We start from the raw sequence: 17,820 nt of genomic DNA, 5'->3' as shown, positions 1-17,820 counted from the left end.
TAAATTCCGGTTAAATTATTATGTAAATCGGATAAATATATGTGCAAATCCATGATTTAACTAGATAAATTAATTTGTAAAACTTAGGATAAGATAAAGTGTAAATCAACATATAAGCACCAATAGCAATAGCATCACTACCAGCAAAAATAGCTGTGGGGATGTTATTGCCTTGTATTATTTTTTTCATAATGTTGTAACCATATTCATAAGAAAACTCACCAATCTTAATCAATTCCGGATTAAATAATTTTTTATCCTTCATGTATTTCGTATAAGTGTCAAGGCGAATTCCTCCGCCTTTCTTTTCTTTTTCTTTACCTGTTTTAATTAATTCAACTCCTCCTATATATCCAATATTATAGTGTCCAAGCTCCACTAAATAATCTAACACTTCAACCACAGATTTTTCAAAATCAATAACTACTGAATCATACAAATTTTCATTAGGAGATGAATCAACAAAAATAATTTTACCTGAGAACTTTTCAATCTTCTTTATTTCCCTTTCAGAATAGGTTCCAATTGCAATAACTCCATCAATATAATCCAAGTCATCATATTCTACTTCAGTAAATAATCTTTCAACTCTAATAAGGTTATTGGCGCATTTTCTTTCAATACCATTTCTTATATATAAATAGTATTGATCACTTATCTCCTCTTTATCTGTAAACCACTGTATTAATCCAATAGTATAATTATCTTTTTTTTTCTTTCTTTTTCTTAATGTTACATAATTTAGTTCATCAGCCACTTTAAATATTTTATTTTTTGTTTTTTCTGAAACATTAATTGAATCATCAAAATTAAGAACTCTTGATACTGTGGATGAAGATACCTCTGCCTTTAATGCTATTTCTCTTATTGTTGCCACTTAAATCCTCTCCTCATCCAAATAATTATGTTAATTATCAACACTTAAAACAAAAATTTGTGAATTAAAGTCACCATTTTCGAGTTCACCAAAATTTTCATTATAGCCTGTAAAATTATCATTAACAACTAACCCAATATTCATAAGTTCATCTCCGAAATGTTTACCTCCAGTTGAAATTATATTATATTGTTTATCATTATCAAGTCCCACTAGTCTCAATCTTTCATAACCTGGGTTCGGTTTATTTAAAACTCTATATCGTCCTACTATTGCAGTCTTTTTATCTTCTGAAACTATCATCCATGCAATATAATTAACATCATTCTCAAATGGGCTACTAATTCTATAAAAGATACCCTTTTGAATAATTTCTCTATATTTCTTATAGAATTCTATTTGCTCCTTAATTTTAATTTTATCATTATCACTTAATTTATTTAAGTCTAATTCATATCCTAAAGCCCCAAAATATGCTACATTTCCACGAGTGTCAATACTTGTAATTCTTTTAGCCTGATGATTAGGAACAGCTGATACATGCGCTCCCATACAACTTATAGGATAAACCATTGATGTTCCATATTGTATTTTCAATCTTTCAACAGCATCGGTATCGTCACTAGTCCAAGCTTGTGGTGCATAATATAACATTCCAGCATCAAACCTTCCCCCTCCACTAGCACATGATTCGAAAAGGATATGTGGGAATCTACTAATTAATCTTTCATAAAGATCATATACCCCTAAAATATATCTATGCATAACTTCACCTTGCCTACCAGCTGGGAGTTTTGAAGAAAAGGCCTCAGTTATATTACGATTCATATCCCACTTTACGTATGAAATAGAAGCACTACTTAATATTTCGCTCATTTTGTCGTAAATATAATCTACTACGTCAGTTCTAGAAAAATCTAATACAAGCTGATTTCTTCCATGTGATACTCCTCGATTCGGTGTGCTTATTATCCAATCTGGATGATTTTCATATAGCTCAGAAACTTTGCTTACCATCTCAGGCTCAAACCAAAGACCAAATTTTAATCCTATCTTTTCAATCTTCGATGCTAGATTTGAGATCCCATTTGGGAGTTTATTTTTATCCACATACCAGTCACCAAGTGAAGTAGTATCATCATTTCTATTTCCAAACCAACCATCGTCTAATACAAATAGTTCCATTCCTAGTTGTTTTCCAATAGTTGCTATGCTTAATATTTTGTCTTCATTAAAATCAAAGTAAGTAGCTTCCCAGTTATTCACCAAAATTGGTCTAACTTTATCTCTCCATTGACCTCTAGCAAGTCTTGTTCTGTATAACCCATGATAAGCTTGACTCATGTAATTCAGCCCTTTATTAGAATATACGAGTACCGCTTCGGGGGTTTGAAATTCTTCATCTTTATCTAATTTCCACTGAAACCCAAATGGATTAATTCCAATAGTTACTCTCGCAACTGAATATGCATCCACCTCTACCTGTGCCTTAAAATTTCCACTATACACTAAGCTAAATCCGTAGACCTCGCCCTGAAACTCATCTGCATTTAGAGATTTTAAAGCAATAAACGGATTATGATTAGCGCTACTTGCGCCTCTGGCACTATAAACAGATTGAATACCAGGTTGAAGTTTTCTTGTTTTTATATATCTCTCACGACTCCAAGCACCAGAAAGTTGAACCATTTCATATTCATCACTTGGTAAATCAATGCTAGAACTCATACAACCCATAATATAAAGTTCATCAGCTCCATAATTTTTATATCTTGCACTTCTTGTTATTATTGGATAATTTTCAAAAATAGTATAACTTAATGTCAATTCTAAATTTATTAAATCGTCATAAAGTATTATTTCTAATGTTGTTGCCTCATCATCACTTTCAACATAAGTGGCTGGAAGACCCTTTAATTTCTTTTTACCTTTAAAAATACGATTGCTTTTATATGTAAAATTCGTAATTCTGCTCCCATTTTTCTGAAGAATTTCAAAAGCAGGTTCCCTAAAATCTGTTGTTCCATAGGATGGATATTCTTGCTTAACATGTTCAAGAGAGAAAGTTAAATCTCCTTCAAAAACACATGCTGTTAATGCTCTAGCTTCAACTTGAAAAAGATGTTCAAAAGAATTTCTGTGTTTAACTTTTTTTCCAAAATATAAATGACCTAACTGAGAATTTGGCATAATGTTAAAAATATAGCTAATTTCTTTATTAAATAAATGGAATTCCTTAGTTTCTTCATTAAATATTATAGACATAAAAAGATCCCTTCCTTTTTTTATAAATAAATTTGTATACGTTTACTATATTATGACTAATATTTAGTAAATAATCAACTATTTATTCTAATTTTTTTAGTAAACTTTCCACCATATACAATTAAGAATAATATATTTTATTTTAAAAAAGTTTTACGTGAATATAATTACTCTTTTAGATTATTATGAGAATAGCTAAAATTGATTAAAAAAAGCATCACAAAAGGATCACTTACTTCATATAAAGTTATTGGATAAATTATGTAGCAATAAGTAAGGTCACTATTAAAATTAATTAAAAATATGTTTTATAAATCAATTAAGAGATATGAAGAAATGCAAATTAAAAAAGGTGGATTACAAATGAGTAAAAATATAACGGAAATATCAAATATCGCAGCAACATGGTGGTCAAATGTAGTAATTAATCCTAAATTTGATAATGGTGATGATTATAAGACAGAATTTTTAGGCAATATGAATCAATATTTAGGAGTTAAAGAAATAACGGATGAGATTAAGTTTAAATTTTTAGAACATTTATCAGAGACTATTGAATCAAAATTGAAATTAAAACCTCACACAATAAATATAGAAGTTGATTATAGTCCAGATAAGATATTATGGAAATCAGCTGAATATGCTCAGCTACCTCTATCAAATTTTCCTATAAAAACTACAATGTGGGTTTCACTTAACCACGTAGCTGTCTCATATGGGTACAGTTCAAATATAGAATATTTATATACTAATAAAAAATATTGGAATAAAAAAATAAATTCCGTGAAAAAATCAATTAAAGAGTATAGTAGAGGAATAGTTTATTACGATTGGTTAACAGAAAAAGCTATAAAAGATAATATTGCAATAATGAAAGATGAAATTAAAGAATATCAAATAAATCTTGATAAGTCAGAAGAATAAATTAAATAATAAGAAGCTGAAAAGCTTCTTATTTTATATTGATTAAATCATAACTAAACCTGCATTAACCAATAGAAACTCAAAGCTAAAGGAAGGCCCCCTCGTCCCATCTTTTATAGTAATAGTAATCTCTATATATGTTTATTATAATTTTTTTGTTGAAAAAACATATAAAAGAGCATATAATTACTTGTCGTGCCAATTATTGACGCAACAAGTTTATTAGAAGGAGATGACAAAATATGTTTGAATCCTATGACCAGGATATCGGAGCATTAACAAACAAAATTAACAAGAAACTAATACATTACCTCAATAGCAGGTTGGTAAAATTTAATCTTACAACAGAGCAATGGGCAGTATTAATGAAATTGTTTAAACAAAACAAAATAAGTCAAAAATATCTAGCCGAAGTTTCAGGTAAAGATCAGTCTACTTTAACTCGAATAATTGACATATTAGAGAGAAAAAACTTCATTGAAAGACACCAAAGTAAAGAAGACAGACGCTCATTTGTTATACATATAACAGATGAAGGTTTAATTGCTTGCAAAAAAGTTGCTCCATTTTTGGAAACTGTATTCAAAGATATTCTTAAAGATATCCCTTACGAAAAACTAAAAATATTTAATGAAGTCTTTTTACATATCGATGAAAATATAGACAATTTAAAAAACGACAGGAGGAATTAATTTGGAAGCGAAAATTCAATCAAGTACAACAAAATTATGGACTAAAAGCTATGTATTAATGCTATTTTCAAATTTATTCATATATTTAGCTTTTTATATGCTCACACCAACTTTACCCGCATATGCAAAGGCTACTGGAGGAAGTAATCTTGAAGCAAGTCTGGTCGTAAGCACATTTTCAATAACCTCTTTACTAATCAGACTATTCACAGGTAGTATTATGGATAAAATTGAAATTAAGCCTTTGCTTTTGGCAGGTGCCATAATCCTTGCAGGAAGCACCTTATCATTTATTTGGCTTCCTTTAGATGCAATAATATTTGTTCGTATTATACAGGGAATAGGTTGGGGGCTTGCTTCAACAGGTACCGCTGCAATTTTTTCAGATATTATACCAGAGGAAAAACGAGGTGAAGGCATGGGATATTATTCGCTCTCAATGATAATATCTATGGCCTTGTCTCCTATTTTTGCAATAATAATAATGAATTTATATAGTTTCAAAAATATTGCTATTACATCAATATTATTAGTTTTAGTCGGTGTTCTATTTTTTAGTAGGGTTAAATTACCTAAAAAAACTTTCGTAGCCTCTAAATTAAAGAAAAAGTTTTCTTTATCAGACTCATTTGAAAGAAAAGCAGCTTTACCTTCATTATTATGTTTTTTTCTTGTAATTACACTATGCGGAATTATGAGTTATATAATGTTATATGGTAAGGAATTAAAACTCACTTCAATTTGGGTTTATTTTGTTGGATATCTTTCAATAATCCTAGTAACTAGACCTTGGGTTGGAAAAATATTTGATAAAAAAGGACATAATGTGATAATAATTCCTGGTTCAATTTCAATAATTATAGGTCTTATATTATTATCTTATACAAATTCTATCACTACACTTATAATAGCCTCTTTATTTTATGGTATTGGATATGGGGCTGTGCAACCTTCACTTCAAGCTTGGGCAGTAGATCGATCACCAAATAACCGAAAAGGGGCTGCTAATGGTACTTTCTTATCTTCCATGGATTTAGCCTATACAGTTGGTTCAATACTTTTAGGTTCTGTTGCTGGATATAAAGGATATGCAGTTATGTATAGATTTTCTTCTATATTTGTAATCTTACTTTTAATGCTATACACATACAAGCTTATTCAAAAAAATATTAATCAAAAGGAAAATTTAAGAGAAGATGCCATAGCTTAGCCATATATATCGCTATTGCACGTTGAATAATATAATATTCATTTGCAAAATAACTTGAATTAACAACATACAAGTACTGTTAATCCAAGTTATTTTGTTTATAAACTAAACATATATATTTGGGGAATTCTCATTAATTTTTTCTACATAATTAGGACTAGTCTTAAGGACTATTGTTTTAAATCTATTTTCATAAAAGTTTAATGCCTTTGATTGTTCTTTTTTTACTTGATGGCTTATAGTTTCATAATTATCAAATAATACCTCAACAATCCTTCTATCTAATAAATTTTCAGTTGCTTGTTTTTTTATAATCTTGTAGATTTCGTCTTTATTCATTCCCATTCTATAAGGTCTATCTTCAGATATTGCTGTAAATATGTCTGCAACTGTCATTATTCTAGAACCAGTTCCAATTTCTTCACTAGTTAAATGAAATGGATAACCACTTCCGTCTAATTTTTCATGATGATAGGCAGCCCACTCAGCTATTCGTTGCAATCCACCGATTGAATCTAATGTATTAAAAGTATAATATGTATGGCATCTTATAATAGCAAACTCATCAGAAGTTAATTTTCCTGGCTTTTCAAGAATACTATTTGGTATTATCAATTTCCCAATATCATGAAAATTACCAGCTATTCTCATTGACTTTACATCTAACTGTGAGAGTCCAAATAATTCAGATAACATTACTGCACATTCTGCTACACCAGATGTATGCGTAGCCGTAAACTCAGATTTAAAATCTATTAAATCTCGATATAAGTTTGATATTAATAATACATCTTTAATTCCTATTTGTATGTTATTAAAAGGTCCATTGTTCAATAACCATGAATGTATTCGTGGAGAAGTTAAATCTAACCAAAATTCTTCTCTTTTTGATAAATCAATAAAATAAGATATTACCTTTTTATTAAGAACAGTACCTTCTAATTTTCTGATTGTTTCTACTATATCTTTGCTTTGATGTAATATATATTTATTCCTATCTATTAATCTTTCCACATAATCAGACAACAAAATGATTTGAGACGAAAGAACTAGTGGGTTTTCTATGCCTTCTTCCCACTTATTCCATTGTTTATGATGATTCCTTACAATCTTTGAAATTTTTCTTAACCATGGTATTTGTTCCAGTAATAGTTCTCCCCTTATTTCATGAATATTTCCATCTACTTTTTTGAAATTACGAATAGCTATTTTTTCTTCCACTGTTATTGCACCAATATCATGTAATAATGCAGCTGTAAAAATATTTTCAGTGATTTCTTGTTTTAAATTAGCATTTTTTGCTATTTCAAGAGCAATAAATGCTGTCCTGTGCTGATGTTGTGCAATTAATGGATTTGCTAAATTTGCCACTTCTGATAAAGATAATAACAAATTCCCCAAATTCACAGATAGCTGTTTTATCATAGCCTATCTCCTTCTTTTTAACATTTATACTATTATAAGTAATAACATAATTATAACCTTTTTTTGAAATAATGTACTAATTAAAGTAGATTTATTATTACTTTTTTCTAAAAACCACACTAATTATCATATATTTTCAAATATCAAAAGATGTAAAAAGTCAAAAACCATCTGATTTCCAGATGGTTTTTCTATATTAATTTAAATTAATTTTTCATATATACAATTTCTAATTTATTAATTGAGTCTAATGCCATTTTCTTTGCTTCTTTTGGAGAATCTGCTTTTACTATTATATACCCTAATCTTTCATCTGAATTTTGTGCCTTTCTAATAGCATCTCCAGATTTAAGATCCATATTATAACGTATAACATTTTTATTGTTTTTTAAATCATCCAATCCATTAACTTTTGATAAAATACCATCCTTTTTAGCAATTAAATATGCAACGGCTGCAGCCTTATGTTGTGAAGGCTTAAGACTTATAGCATCATCTAAATAATAATTAATAGTTGCCTTGAATAAATCTATACCTAACGCATTAATTAATAAATCTGAAGAGATGTTATCTCCTCCTGGCCTTCCATTTACCTCTATAAGCCTTGGACCTGTTTTTGAAAGTTTAACTTCTACATGACTTGGACCATTCATAATTCCTAAAGCTTTTACAGCCATGATTGCCACATCAATTATATCGTTTTGTTTATCTAAATAAACTGAAGTAGGTACTATGTGAGCTGTTTCAACAAAATATGGGAGTTTAGAAACTATCTTCTCCGTTACTGAAGAAAAAACTTTTTCCCCATTATGTAAAAATACTTCTATACTAAATTCTTGTCCTTGTAGATATTCTTCAATTAAAAACTCTTTGCGAACTTTAAATCCCATATAGGATTCTTTAAAATTGCTCATACATTCTACTGCATTTTGTAATTCAAGATTATTATTAATAAAGAAAACATTTTGACTACTTTCACAGTTAGTAGGTTTTAAAATTACAGGATATCCTATTTCTTCTACCGCTTTTTTTGCTTCAACATAATTTTTTACTTTTTTAAACTTTGCACTAGGAACACCATTTTCTTTATATGCTTCTCTAGCTAAATCTTTATTTCTAGATTTAACTTCAGCTTCGTATGGTATACCTTTAAGTCCCAATCTTTCAGCAACTTTAGCTGTAATCGCAGATACATAATCTGCTGCAGGTATTAATGCATGTAGCTTACCATAATATTTTGAATTCTTTATAGCATTGAATATTGATTCTTCGTCTCGAACGTCTGCAATTATAATATCGTCATACAGACCCTCATACCCATACTCTTTCGGATTATTTTTAGATGATACTATTGAAATTATTTTATGCCCTAAATCAGATGCAGCTCGAACAAACCCTACCCCATAAAAGCTTGGTTCAACAAAAGCTACAACTTTCTTGTTATTCATTTTTTCCCTCCATTAATTTACTTTAACACTTTGATTTGTCTATCCATAACATCATATTTAACTTTAAATTCTTATTTGTATAAAATACAATTTACTTTTTACATTCTTCCCTCCAAATTTAACTTTTTATATCAATTACATCTTCCCTTAATATAAAGTTGAGCTGGCATATACAAAAATAGTGGACGTGATTATATAAATATCCAATACACTATTTCTAATTGAAAATTAACTAAGTGTTTTTTATATTATTTAAAAGTAATTAATGTTGCAATTTATAAGCTATATCAAATAAAACACAAGCTCAAAAAAAACAATATTTTTTTATAATCATATTAAAATTTTTAGGTTTTTATAAGGTTGGTCGATCTCTAGATCGCATTATCTGTGCCAAATTATGTTATTTATTAGTATTAAGTTATATGCTGTTTTATATATACAGTATTATACATACTTGTACTATTAGCTCCTATATTGGATATGTTTATATATACTATACATTATAAAAAAACATAATACAACATACAATTTAAAAAATAGTCTTATTATGTCTTTTTTTAAGAAATATAAATAAAAAAGATAGTAAATCTTATTAAAAAGATTATACTATCCACTCTATGGTAATCGTTATACAAAATTTAGTTAATTACATCTCATATTTAAAACTTATTAAGTGTAATTTTATTTAAATTCTATCTACAAATCATTTTTATAGACTTTTAAAACATCTTCCAAAATTGGTAAAGAAGACTGAGCCCCTTCCTTTTGCACAACTATCGAGGATACCTTATTAGCAAATTTCATAGCACTTTCAATTGATTTAAAATCTAAATTTTCTTCATTAAGTAATCTACTTGCCAATGCACCTATAAAACTGTCTCCAGCTGCAGTTGTATCTATAGATTTTACCTTATACGCTGGCACTATACTAAAGTTATTTTCTGAAATTAACGTTGCCCCCTTTTCTCCTAAAGTTATAATTACAAATTTTACTCCGCCCTTTATAAACTTTTTGGAAGCTTCTATCATACTAGCATTATCACCTATCTCAATATTTGTGATTTCAAAAGCTTCAGTTTCATTTGGAACTATTATATCTGTTAATCTTAATAACTCATCGGGTATTTGTTTTGCAGGTGCAGGATTTAATAATGTTATTACACCATTCTCTTTAGCAATTTTAAAAGCTTCTATTGTAGATTCTAAAGGTGTTTCAAATTGTGATACTAATATTTTAGAATTAATTATACTCTCTCTTGCCTCTATTATTACCTTTCTATCAATATCCATATTAGCCCCTGGGACCACTATAATAGAATTTGAGCCATAATCATCAACCGTAATAACAGCCATACCTGTAGATGAATTTTCAATAAACTTTATATTACTTATATCGATGTCATTTTTCTCAAGTGACTTTACTATTTGTATACCATTCTCATCATTTCCAACCCGTCCTATAAATGTAACATCAGCTCCTAATAGTTTTGCCGCTAATGCTTGATTAGCACCCTTACCACCAAAAGTTTTTTTATATCCCTTTGACAAAATGGTTTCACCTGATTTTACCATTCTATCTACTCTTAAAGTTAAATCTATATTTATACTTCCTAAAACACAAATATTTTTCTTCATCACTTCACCTTGTATAATAAAAACATAAAAATTCTATCATACATTTTTCCTTTCTTCAAAATTTATGTCTCATAATATTGTATTTCTAAAACTAACTCCTATATTTAAACAATATAGGAGTTAGTTTTATATACATCTTCTTGCTTGTTTTATATTATTTTATAAACATTTTCACTGGTATCTTTACATCTTTATCTACAGTTTTACCTTTAATAATTTTATCAGCATTTACAATCGCCATGTCTGCAATTGCACCTGGTTGTTGTGCAACTGTAGCTGTTATGTCTCCACTCTTAACTAAAGCCTGCGCATCAGCATTTCCATCAAATCCTACAATTATAGGTTTTAATTTTCCTTTTAATGCTTTAGATGCACCCACTACCATCTCATCATTTTGAGTAAATACAGCATCAAATTTAGGTGTTGATTGCATTATATTTTGCATAACATCCAATGCTTTTTGTCTATCAAAATTAGCTGATTGGCTTGCAATAATTTTCATATTAGGATATTTTGCTATTCCCTTTCTAAAGCCGTTTCCTCTATCCCTAGTAGCTGAAGCGCCTGGTATTCCTTCGATTTGAACAATAGTTCCTTTTTCCTTTAATTGTTTAGCAATAAAATCAGCTGCCATTTCTCCACCCTTAACATTATCGGACGTTATTTGACAAACAGTATTACCTGAGTTAGCTTTCCTATCTACAGTTATAACTGGTATTTTACTTTTATTTGCTGCCTTTACTGCATTTCCAACTGCATCACTGTCTGTAGGGTTTATTATTATTGCTGCAACCCCTTTTTGTATAAGATCATCTACATTAGATCTTTCTTTACTTGCATCGTTATTTGAATCAACAACTGATAAATCATAACCTAGTGCTTTAGCCTTTATAACTGCTTCATCTCTCATTTTTACAAAGTATGGATTGTTCAAAGTTGATACTACCATTCCTATTTTCTTGTTTTCCACAGATTTTTTACTACCACATCCTGATAAAGCAGTGATTACAAGTACTGATGTTACCATAAGTGATAAAATTTTTACACGATTTCTTTTCATAATTAATAGTCCCCTTTAAATTTATTTATTATTACCAAATAAACTTTATAATTTATGCTGTTTTTCTATCTGCTAAAACTGCAAGTAGTATTACTATACCTTTTGCTATAGATTGATAAAACGCTGATACATCCATTAAATTTAATCCATTGCTTAATACGCCTATTATCAATGCACCAATTATTGTTCCAACAATTGTTCCTTCTCCACCGGAAAGACTTGTACCACCAAGAACAACTGCAGCAATAGCATCTAACTCAAATCCTGATCCAGCACTTGGAGATGCAGAACCAATTCTACTTGTTACTATAATTCCCGCTAAAGCTGCTGCTATACCTGATAAAACATAAACTAAACATTTAATTTTATCTGTATTTATACCAGACAGTCTAGATGATTCTTCATTTCCGCCAACTGCATACACATATCTTCCATATCTGGTTTGAGTAAGCACATACCAAGCAACTATAAATACAACCACTATTATTATAATTGGTAATGGTATTCCAAATAAATCTCCGCTACCAATATTCAAGAAATTATCATTAGCTACAGATATTGGATTTCCATTAGTAAAGACATAAGTTACTCCTCTGAATATAGTCATAGTAGCAAGTGTTGCAATAAAAGCCTGAATTCTGCCTTTTGCTACTACTACCCCGTTAATAAATCCGATTACTGCTCCAATCGCGAGTGTCATAACGATAGCTAAAATAATGTTTAAACCACTACTAATTAATGAAGCTGCAACAGCTCCTGAAATTGCAAGAATAGAACCAACTGACAAATCTATTCCTCCAGTTAAAATTACAAAACACATACCTACAGCAATTATTGCATTAACTGAAACTTGAGTAAGAATATTAGTAATATTAGAAAAAGTTAAAAATGTTGGTGATATGAATGATATTATTATACAAAGTATCAATAATGCTACTAGTGATTTATTTTTTATAAGTAAATTTTTTATGTTTTTTCCGCTTGTATTGTTTGAATTAGTTTTTAATGATGTTTTGTTTATATTATTTTTCATAGTAATTCATACACCCCTTTACAACTTATACTAGAATTGCAGATTATAAAACTAGATACCTACAGCATACTTCATTATATTCTCTTGGCTTAGTTCTCCTCTGCTTAACTTTCCTGTTATCTCTCCTTCATGCATTACTATTACCCTATCACTTATTCCAATTACCTCTGCCATATCTGAAGAAATTAAGATTATAGCTTTGCCCATGCTTTTTAACTCATTTAGCACATCATAAATTTCTTTTTTTGCTCCTACATCTATACCCTTTGTAGGTTCATCTATAATCAAAACCTTTGGTGATAACATAAGCCACTTTGATAAAATTACCTTTTGTTGGTTTCCTCCACTCAAGTACTTAATTAGTTGTTCTTGACTAGGTGTCTTTATAGATATTTTTTTTATATATTCTTCAACCTCTAATTTTTCACTTTTTCTATTTATTTTCATGTATCTATTCTCATAAGTTTTTAAATTAGAAAGAGTCATATTTTCTCTTACTGATAAGCCTAGAATAAGACCTTCTTTTTTTCTATCTTCTGAAACATAACAGACTCCACGGTCAATTGCATCTTTGGGAGAATGTATATTTACTTTTTCGCCATCTACATATATTTCTCCAACCTCTTTCTTGTAATAACCTATAATAGTTTTCGCTAGTTCAGTCCTACCTGCACCCATAAGTCCAGCAAAGCCTAAAATTTCTCCTCCTTTAACTTCAAAGCTAACTTTCTTAACTCTATTTCCAAATGAAATATCTTCAACTTTTAATAACGTCTTTGTTTTTTCAACTTCTCTATATGGAAATTGTTCTTCAAGTTTTCTTCCTACCATCATTGTTATAAGTTCATCTTGCGTCACATCGCTAGTCTTAACATCTCCGACATGCTTACCATCTCTTAAAACTGTGATTGAATCGCAAATTTTAAAAATTTCATCCAACCTATGAGATATATATATAATAGCTATTCCCTGCTCTTTTAGTTTATTTATTACTTCAAACAGCTTTTTAGTCTCAACTTCAGTAAGCGCCGTTGTTGGTTCATCCATAATGATGATACTTGAATTTTTCGTTAGCGATTTTACTATTTCAATCATTTGCATATCACCTATGCTTATATCCTTGGCTATAGTATCAGGATTTAAATTACAACCTATTTGCTTTAAAAAAGCTATACTTCTTTCCTTAGCCCAGGCTTTATTTAATCTTCGAGTACCTTTATTAAATTTTTCGTTTCCTAAAAATATATTATCTGATACTGATAAATTATGGAGAATACTAAGCTCTTGATGAATAATTGAAATTCCTAAATTTTCTGCTTGTTTTATTCCATGTATATCCACTTCAGTTCCATCAATAAATATCTGGCCAGAATCTTTACTATAAACACCACTTAATATATTCATTAGTGTTGATTTTCCTGCCCCATTCTCACCAAGTAGTGCTAAAACCTCTCCACACTTAACCTTTATATTAATGTTTTGAAGTGCTTTTACTCCTGGAAAAGATTTTGATATATTATTCATAACCAATAAAGGCTTGTCTTTATACATATCCATCCCTCCTAAATATATTTATAAATTTTTCTAATTCTGATGCAGGATATTTTCCTATTCATGTTCTTATTTAATAACACCTTTTTTAATTATTATGCATCCATAAAGTTGTCTTTCCGTAGTAGCAACAATAGCATACGCATTTCTAGCTCTATTATAGAATTCCTCTCTTTCTAAATATTCAATCGCATTTTTACCTCTATTTTCATATTTACATATAACCTTCTTAATATCTTCTTGTATCTCTGGAATAGTAGTATCTCCTTCAATAACCTTCATTAATGATACTGGGCACTCTGTATATATATCTAAAGGAAAAAGTTTAAGTATTGAATCGATTACATTTGTGACTCCATGACCATCACATCTCACTAATTTTTTTGCATTACTTGCTGCAGGATAATTAGAATCACCAATTACTAATTCATCACCATGTCCCATCTCATGAAGTATTTTTAAAAGTTCTGGTGAAATCAAATCTGGTATACCTTTTAACATATAAACATCTCCCAAACATTTTTTATAAATTAATCTTTTATTGCTATTAAATAACTTTCCTTATCAATAGCTATATTGATGATAATTTCATATAACTATTTATATGTATACGTTTTTATATCTATAAGTAGAGATTACCATACAGCAAAATATAATGCAATACATTTTGAATAAATATTTTGTAGTTTTTACTAAATATTTTTATATTATTTTTAATTTATCAGTATTTATTACAAAAAAGCAGATAGACTAATAGATTTTACACTATTAGTCTATCTGCTTTTAAAATACAATGTCATTTTAATAATTTTTTATACTTATATTTTTCTAACACTATCTCTTACCTTAAGTTTTGTATTAATTTCTATTTTTAATTGAATCTCATCTTCCTTATCTGTTATTTGTAGAAGTCTCCTTACCGCTAATTTTCCCATAACATCTGTATATACCTTTACAGTTGTCATACTTGGGCTACTTAAAGAACTAAAAGGCGTATCATCAAAACCAATTATTGACACCTCTTGTGGAATTTTAATATTTGCTTCTGTCATAGCCTTGATTGCTCCTAATGCTATAACATCATCTAATGCAAAAAAAGCTGTAGGTAAATTGTTTTTATGCAAACTTAAATAATTCTTCATATCTCTATATGCCCCATCTAAAGTTGGTTCTACAAAGACTTTATCCTCTTCATTTAAACATAATTTATAATCGTTTATGGCTTTTATAAACCCACGAAACCTGTACTTAAAATTATTTGTACTTACAACGCTTCCTAAAAATCCAATTCTTGTATGTCCATTTTCAATTAAATTTTTTACTGCTCCATAAGATCCACCAACGTTATTCATTAATACATAATTATAATCTTTTGTTTCGAAATAACTATCTAATACTACAATTGGGATATGTATATTTTCAAAATTCAAAAAGTCGACTTCATCCATCTCCGTTGCTAAAAGTAATATACCATCTATTTTATTTTTATTAATCATTTTAAATATATCTTCTTTATCATGTTCCCCATGGATTATTTGAGATATTAATAATTCATATCCTCTTTGTCTACATTCATTCTCACATGCTTCTATAAGAGCTGAGAAGAATTGAGTGTCAGAGAGAACATATCCACTCTTTTTAAACAGAATTAGTCTAATTACCATATCCTCACTTTTTTTAGAATTACGGAAATACCCCAATTCTTCTGCAATTTCAATAATTTTCAGTTTTGTGTCTTTTCCAACACCTTTTCTATCATTAAGTGCATTTGATACTGTACCTGGAGAAACTCCTGCTAGTTTGGCTATATCCTTCATTATTGCTTTCATATATATTACCTACCTTTTACTATGACTAAACTAGCAAATACTAGTTTTAAACTAAACATATACTCAAAATTATGTAATATACTTCTTTAATCACAAAAATCAATTTGTATTTTTAGTATATCACTGTATTAAATTCAAGTAAATATTTATATAAATATTTACTTGAATTTAATACAGTGATTTAGCCTTAGCAATTTATCCTTTATGCCTCTTATATTTGTTTTAGCAACCTTATCTTGATATATATACATTTACTAAAACTAAATTTGAAACATCATTAAAAACATCTATCGCCCTAACTTGGAATTTATATGTCCTTCCAACTGTTAGACCAGTGATTGTGATGTAATTTTTAATATTAGTAGAAATTAAAACACCATCTTTATATATATTGTAGCCTTTTAGATCTATTTCAGTGTTTTTATTCCAACTCAAATTAACTGTTCCAAATGAAGAATTAAACCCATTCAAGTTAATTGGTTTGGCCGGTGGCGTTATTAAATCAAGTGAAGGACACCAATTTTGATCCATGCGTGAATAGCCACCAATGACTGCTGATTGGGTGAATTGCCAAATGTTCCAGCCACTCCAACCACCAAAATTCATTGGTGTATCATCACTAAACTTCAAGTAATTACTAAATTCATAGAATTCAGCATTCCAAAGTGGTAAGTTTTTCAGTGTATTAATTTCTGGTGTAACATGCCAATCATTCCAGAAAGATCTATTTGTATATATCATTATAGTTCTTCCCGTGTATAACTTAAAATGATCACAAAATACTTTAGCCCAATCTACTATTTGTTTACCTGTAAGCCCGATATCGCTCTCCCCAAGGGGTGGCTCTATATCTAAAACAGGAAGTAAATCACCATATCCGCTTGTTGAAACTGCACTCATTATATTTAATATATTATCAGCATATTTTTCAGCCTCGCCACTTGCTTTTTCTAAATTATAATCTAAATTAGACCAGTGCGGAATGTAATAAAATCCTACTGGCAGCCCAACAGATTTTATTCCTAGGGTATGTGTTTGTGCCATTAAATCTGGAGTATATGCCTTATTTAATGCACTATTCCCTGCCCTAACGTAAACGTATTTCACATCATCTTTTTTGATTTTATTCCAGTCTAATTCAGGTGTATAAGAAGAAACATCTATACCTTTTAAAAAGAGAGAATATTGGTTAGCTTTTGACCAATAAACGATTCCAAGAGAAGTTGTAATACTTACTCGTGCAATATTACTATAACCAGAGAAAACTTTATTTAGCGTATATGATGTGACCTTATAATCATAAGTTTCACCAATTTTAATAAATGCATCTACAAAAACACGTTTTGAAGTAAAACCTATAGGTATATTATTTCTCAAAATATAATATCCACTCACCTGCACATTGTCATATGCAGGTTCCCAAAATAACACTACACTAATTAATGTATTTCTTTGTACAGATAGCTTTGTTGGAGCACCTGGAATAACTCTATTATATTTTTCAAAATTAATATTATAGTTTCTAGCAATATTTCGCCTAATATCATTAACACTCATCATACGATCATTTTTCCCTAGTGGTACATACAGTGTTTGATTTATAACCAGAATATCTGAGTGACCTAATCCATTAGCTTCAATAATACTTAGTGATGAAACTCCATATTGTTTTGCAATTGAGCAAACAGTATCACCTGATTTAACTAAATGAATTCCCACCAAATTACCTCCTTGTATGTATTCTTATAATTAACATATTCATATTATGATTATCCCACAAAAAGCTTGTAATTACTTCCAAACGTAGTAATTATGATATAATAATATCAAAATCAGTACGTAGAGGAGGATTACTATGTTTTGCAAAAATA

At 29.2% G+C, this 17,820-nt stretch carries 14 protein-coding genes; 3 read left to right on the top strand and 11 right to left on the bottom strand.

The annotated features are described in order from the left end of the window. Nucleotides 1-10: 10 nt before the first annotated feature. Both KPL38_RS12745 and KPL38_RS12740 read right to left on the bottom strand, forming a co-directional pair. Complete coding sequence (locus KPL38_RS12745) at nt 11-877, bottom strand: LacI family DNA-binding transcriptional regulator (protein WP_216289512.1); 867 nt, start codon at nt 875-877, stop codon at nt 11-13. A gap of 30 nt (nt 878-907) precedes the next feature. Continuing rightward, nucleotides 908-3,142, bottom strand: coding sequence for an alpha-galactosidase (locus KPL38_RS12740; protein ID WP_216289511.1), 2,235 nt, complete (start codon nt 3,140-3,142; stop codon nt 908-910). Nucleotides 3,143-3,505: 363 nt separating this feature from the next. Here KPL38_RS12740 and KPL38_RS12735 point away from each other — a divergent pair, with 363 nt between their 5' ends. The 3 genes from KPL38_RS12735 (at nt 3,506) to KPL38_RS12725 (ending at nt 5,968) form a co-directional block, all read left to right on the top strand. After that, nucleotides 3,506-4,066, top strand: coding sequence for a hypothetical protein (locus KPL38_RS12735; RefSeq protein WP_216289510.1), 561 nt, complete (start codon nt 3,506-3,508; stop codon nt 4,064-4,066). Nucleotides 4,067-4,308: 242 nt separating this feature from the next. Next, on the top strand, nt 4,309-4,758 hold the full coding sequence (locus KPL38_RS12730) for a MarR family winged helix-turn-helix transcriptional regulator (protein ID WP_216289509.1): 450 nt from the start codon (nt 4,309-4,311) through the stop codon (nt 4,756-4,758). 1 nt (nt 4,759) lies between these two features. Beyond that, a complete protein-coding gene (locus KPL38_RS12725) occupies nt 4,760-5,968 on the top strand; it encodes an MFS transporter (protein ID WP_246577954.1) in 1,209 nt (402 codons plus the stop codon). Nucleotides 5,969-6,073: 105 nt separating this feature from the next. Here the strand turns inward: KPL38_RS12725 and KPL38_RS12720 are convergent, their stop codons facing one another. From KPL38_RS12720 to KPL38_RS12680, 9 genes are all read right to left on the bottom strand, one after another. Beyond that, nucleotides 6,074-7,393, bottom strand: a complete 1,320-nt coding sequence (locus KPL38_RS12720; protein ID WP_246577953.1) for an HD domain-containing phosphohydrolase — start codon at nt 7,391-7,393, stop codon at nt 6,074-6,076. 206 nt (nt 7,394-7,599) lie between these two features. Continuing rightward, nucleotides 7,600-8,841 carry an ATP-grasp domain-containing protein gene (locus tag KPL38_RS12715; protein WP_216289508.1) on the bottom strand — a complete coding sequence of 414 codons (1,242 nt, stop codon included), beginning with the start codon at nt 8,839-8,841 and terminating at the stop codon, nt 7,600-7,602. A gap of 696 nt (nt 8,842-9,537) precedes the next feature. After that, entirely contained in the window at nt 9,538-10,476 is a 939-nt protein-coding gene (gene rbsK / locus KPL38_RS12710) for a ribokinase (RefSeq protein ID WP_216289507.1), read from the bottom strand. Between the two features lie 154 nt (nt 10,477-10,630). After that, on the bottom strand, nt 10,631-11,536 hold the full coding sequence (locus tag KPL38_RS12705; protein WP_216289506.1) for a D-ribose ABC transporter substrate-binding protein: 906 nt from the start codon (nt 11,534-11,536) through the stop codon (nt 10,631-10,633). 52 nt (nt 11,537-11,588) lie between these two features. Next, on the bottom strand, nt 11,589-12,569 hold the full coding sequence (gene rbsC / locus KPL38_RS12700) for a ribose ABC transporter permease (RefSeq protein ID WP_216289505.1): 981 nt from the start codon (nt 12,567-12,569) through the stop codon (nt 11,589-11,591). A gap of 51 nt (nt 12,570-12,620) precedes the next feature. Then, complete coding sequence (locus KPL38_RS12695) at nt 12,621-14,120, bottom strand: sugar ABC transporter ATP-binding protein (RefSeq protein ID WP_216289504.1); 1,500 nt, start codon at nt 14,118-14,120, stop codon at nt 12,621-12,623. Between the two features lie 69 nt (nt 14,121-14,189). Then, nucleotides 14,190-14,621: an RbsD/FucU family protein gene (locus KPL38_RS12690; RefSeq protein WP_216289503.1), complete on the bottom strand. Its 432-nt coding sequence runs from the start codon at nt 14,619-14,621 to the stop codon at nt 14,190-14,192. A 317-nt stretch (nt 14,622-14,938) separates the two neighbouring features. Then, on the bottom strand, nt 14,939-15,949 hold the full coding sequence (locus KPL38_RS12685; protein ID WP_216289502.1) for a LacI family DNA-binding transcriptional regulator: 1,011 nt from the start codon (nt 15,947-15,949) through the stop codon (nt 14,939-14,941). Between the two features lie 231 nt (nt 15,950-16,180). Next, nucleotides 16,181-17,668 carry a GH25 family lysozyme gene (locus tag KPL38_RS12680; protein WP_216289501.1) on the bottom strand — a complete coding sequence of 496 codons (1,488 nt, stop codon included), beginning with the start codon at nt 17,666-17,668 and terminating at the stop codon, nt 16,181-16,183. Between the last annotated feature and the right edge of the window lie 152 nt (nt 17,669-17,820).

The sequence above is a fragment of the Clostridium psychrophilum genome, from assembly GCF_018861705.1.
GTDB lineage: Bacteria > Bacillota > Clostridia > Clostridiales > Clostridiaceae > Clostridium_AD > Clostridium_AD psychrophilum.
The sequence above is the reverse complement of the archived record's forward strand: the minus strand, read 5'-3'. Positions and strand labels throughout refer to the sequence as shown.